General features: G+C 66.5%; 4 protein-coding genes. 3 read left to right on the forward strand and 1 reads right to left on the reverse strand.

The window, feature by feature from the left end; genetic code table 11:
• On the reverse strand, nt 1–478 hold a 478-nt coding region (locus tag JOY90_RS06635), incomplete at its 3' end, for an aconitase family protein (RefSeq protein WP_291690352.1).
• A gap of 248 nt (nt 479–726) precedes the next feature.
• On the opposite strand from JOY90_RS06635, the gene ccmA reads away from it, so the two are divergent.
• The 3 genes from ccmA to ccmC all read left to right on the forward strand — a co-directional run.
• On the forward strand, nt 727–1,329 hold the full coding sequence (ccmA, locus tag JOY90_RS06640; RefSeq protein ID WP_291690353.1) for a heme ABC exporter ATP-binding protein CcmA: 603 nt from the start codon (nt 727–729) through the stop codon (nt 1,327–1,329).
• A gap of 493 nt (nt 1,330–1,822) precedes the next feature.
• A complete protein-coding gene (gene ccmB, locus JOY90_RS06645; RefSeq protein WP_291690354.1) occupies nt 1,823–2,491 on the forward strand; it encodes a heme exporter protein CcmB in 669 nt (222 codons plus the stop codon).
• Between the two features lie 97 nt (nt 2,492–2,588).
• The coding region (ccmC, locus tag JOY90_RS06650; protein ID WP_291690355.1) for a heme ABC transporter permease CcmC at nt 2,589–3,130 on the forward strand (542 nt) is incomplete at its 3' end.

Here is a 3,130-nt window from a genome sequence, read left to right on the forward strand (position 1 = left end):
ATTCGTAGCGTTCCTGGTTCTGCTTGTATTCTTCCACCACGTTCTTGGCGAAGGCCTTGTTGTCGCCGAAGAAGTTCACGATCACGGAATGATCGATGACGAGGTCGACCGGCACCAGCGGATTGATCTTCTCGGCATCGCCGCCGAGGTTCTGCATCGCGTTGCGCATGGCGGCGAGGTCGACCACCGCCGGCACGCCGGTGAAATCCTGCATCAGGACGCGCGCGGGGCGGAAGGCGATCTCATGCTCCAGCTTGCGCGACTTCATCCATTTGGCGACCGCCTCGATGTCCTCCTTCTTGACCGTGCGGCCGTCCTCGTTGCGCAGCAGATTTTCCAGCAGCACCTTCATCGAATATGGCAGCTTGGAAATTCCCGTCAGACCGTTCTTCTCGGCGGCGGGCAGGCTGTAATAGACATAGGTCCTGCCGCCCACCCTGAGCGTCTTCTGGCACTTGAAGCTGTCGAGCGAAGTCATGTGAGGAAATCCCAATTGTCCGTTATACCCGAGGCTGGGTATCCTAACACCATAAGCGCGGCGCTGGCCTGATGGTTGCAGCCGGCGATTGCGTGCTGCATCAAGTTCCGGCTTATAGAAGCTTTCCAAATAGATCGCCACACCGGGAAGCGGGCCGCTGCCCGTCGTCACCCACAAATTCTGCAACGGTACCCCCAGGAAATTAGAACGCCGATCAGAGGCGAATCAGAGGGCTTTGGACCATCACGATGCGGCTTGTGGGCAGCGGGGTCAGATGCGTACGCGGCGGCCGGGAGGTGTTCTCCGGCCTCGATGTTGCGGTGTCCGGAGGCGAGCTGCTCGCGGTCACCGGCCGCAATGGCTCGGGCAAGACCTCGCTGCTGCGGCTGATCGCGGGCCTGCTGCAACCCGCCGGCGGATCGATCGTTCTGGAAGGCGGCGGGGCCGAGCTGACGCTGCCCGAGCAGGCGCATTATCTCGGCCATCGCGACGCGTTGAAACCGGCCTTGAGCGTGGCGGAGAACCTCGCCTTCTGGCGGGATTTTCTCGGCGGCGAATGCGTCGATGCCGCCGGCAGCCTTGCCGCCGTGGGGATCGAGCACGCGGCGCATCTGCCGGCCGCGTATCTCTCCGCCGGGCAAAGACGGCGGCTGTCGCTGGCGCGGCTGATCGCGGTGCGGCGGCCACTCTGGCTCCTGGACGAGCCGACCGCGGCGCTGGACGCCGCCGGACAAGCCCTGTTCGCCGGCCTGATGCGCGATCATCTCGCCCGCGGCGGCCTGATCATCGCCGCCACCCACGGCCCGCTCGGCGTCGAGGGCCGCGAGCTCAGGATGGGAGGCGGGATGTGACGCTACGAACATCTCAAGCCCCGCTCACCGCTCTTTCCGTTCCCTCCCCCCTTGCGGGGAAGGGTCAGGGAGGGGGGTGCCGCACGGCGCGCTCCATCTTTTTGGCGAACAAGCATCTCAGCGATTCGGATAGATCGAGTTCGGGGCTACCCCCCTCCCCAGCCCTCCCCCGCAAGGGGGGAGGGAGCGCAGCGTACTCGCTGTCAGATCGGGGCATACGCTACAAATCACGCAGAGGCCTCATCATCGCCGCCACCCCACAGCCGCTTGGGCTCGAAGGGGCGAGGGATCAGGATGGGGAGCGGGACGTGAAGCCATGGACCTCCCAAGCCCAACACTCCACTCTCTCCATTCCCTCTCCCCTCTTGTCCGCCGAAGCCCGCCTTCGCCCGAAGGCGGATGCGGGCTTCGGCGGACAAGAGGGGGGAGGGAGCGCACCGCATGCGTGGAAAGGTCGCAGTGCAGATGCCGGCCGAGCCGAGGGGGCCACGGCATGACCGCCCTTTCCGCCCTGATTCGCCGCGACATCCGGATCGCGCTTCGCGTCGGCGGCGGGGCGCTGATCGGCGTCCTGTTCTTCCTCACGGTGGTGGTGCTGATGCCGTTCGCGGTCGGCCCGGACCTTGCGCTGCTGGCGCGGCTCGGGCCGGCGATCCTCTGGCTCGGCGCCCTGCTCGCGAGCCTGTTGACGCTCGACCGCCTGTTCCTGGCCGACCACGAGGACGGCTCCCTCGACCTGATCGTGATGGGCCGCACCTCGCTGGAGCTCGCCTGCGCCGCAAAGGCGCTGGCGCACTGGCTCGCCGCCGGCCTGCCGCTGGTCATCGCCGCTCCCGTGCTGGGCCTGCTGCTCAATCTCGACGCGACCACAACCGCGGCGGTGGCACTGACCCTGCTCGCCGGCACCCCGGCGCTGACCTTCATCGGCATGATCGGCGCCGCGCTCGCGGTGGCGCTGCACCGCGGCGGTCTCCTGCTTGCCGTGCTGGTGCTGCCATTGTCGATCCCCGTGCTGATCTTCGGCGTCGCCGCCGCAGAGGCGGTGATCTCGGGAGCCACCTCGTTCGGGGCGCCGTTTTCGATCCTGTGCGCGCTGTCGCTGATGGGGCTCGTGGTCGGCCCGCTCGCCGCCGCGGCGAGCCTGCGGCAGGGGCTGGATTGATTAAGGCGCGGCTAATCCCGCGCTTGACCCCGATCAACTCTTGCAGAGCCCCTTTATGCTGATTGCCTGCCACGTCCCCCCGCATTAACAGGGTGCCATGCCGCTGATCGAGCTCGCCAACCCGACCAGGTTCCTCGCGCTGACCGCGCGGGTGCTGCCGTGGCTTGCGGCCGCGACCGTCATCTTGCTCGGCATTGGTCTCTATCAATCCGCGCTTGCACCCGACGATTATCAGCAGGGCGCGACCGTCAAAATCATGTTCATCCACGTGCCCAATGCGTGGCTGTCGATGTTCGTGTGGGGCGTGATGAGCCTGGCCTCATTGGGCACGCTGGTGTGGCGGCATCCGCTCGCCGACGTCGCGGCGAAAGCTGCAGCGCCCATCGGCGCCAGCTTCACCTTCCTCGCGCTGCTCACGGGCTCGCTGTGGGGCCGGCCGATGTGGGGCACCTATTGGGAATGGGATGCGCGACTGACCTCGGTGCTGATCCTGTTTTTGATGTATCTCGGGCTGATGGCGCTATGGCGCGCGGTGGAAGATCCCTCGCGCGCGGCGCGCGCCGCCGCCGTGCTGACGCTGGTCGGCGCGCTCAATCTCCCGATCATCAAATTCTCGGTCGACTGGTGGAACACGCTGCA

Source organism: Bradyrhizobium sp., assembly GCF_019242285.1.
GTDB lineage: Bacteria > Pseudomonadota > Alphaproteobacteria > Rhizobiales > Xanthobacteraceae > Bradyrhizobium.

Bases quoted from the DNA above. Each gene is read 5' to 3' on its own strand.
- ccmA (WP_291690353.1), top strand. From the start codon at position 727: ATGCGGCTTGTGGGCAGCGGGGTCAGATGCGTACGCGGCGGCCGGGAG.
- ccmB (WP_291690354.1), top strand. From the start codon at position 1,823: ATGACCGCCCTTTCCGCCCTGATTCGCCGCGACATCCGGATCGCGCTT.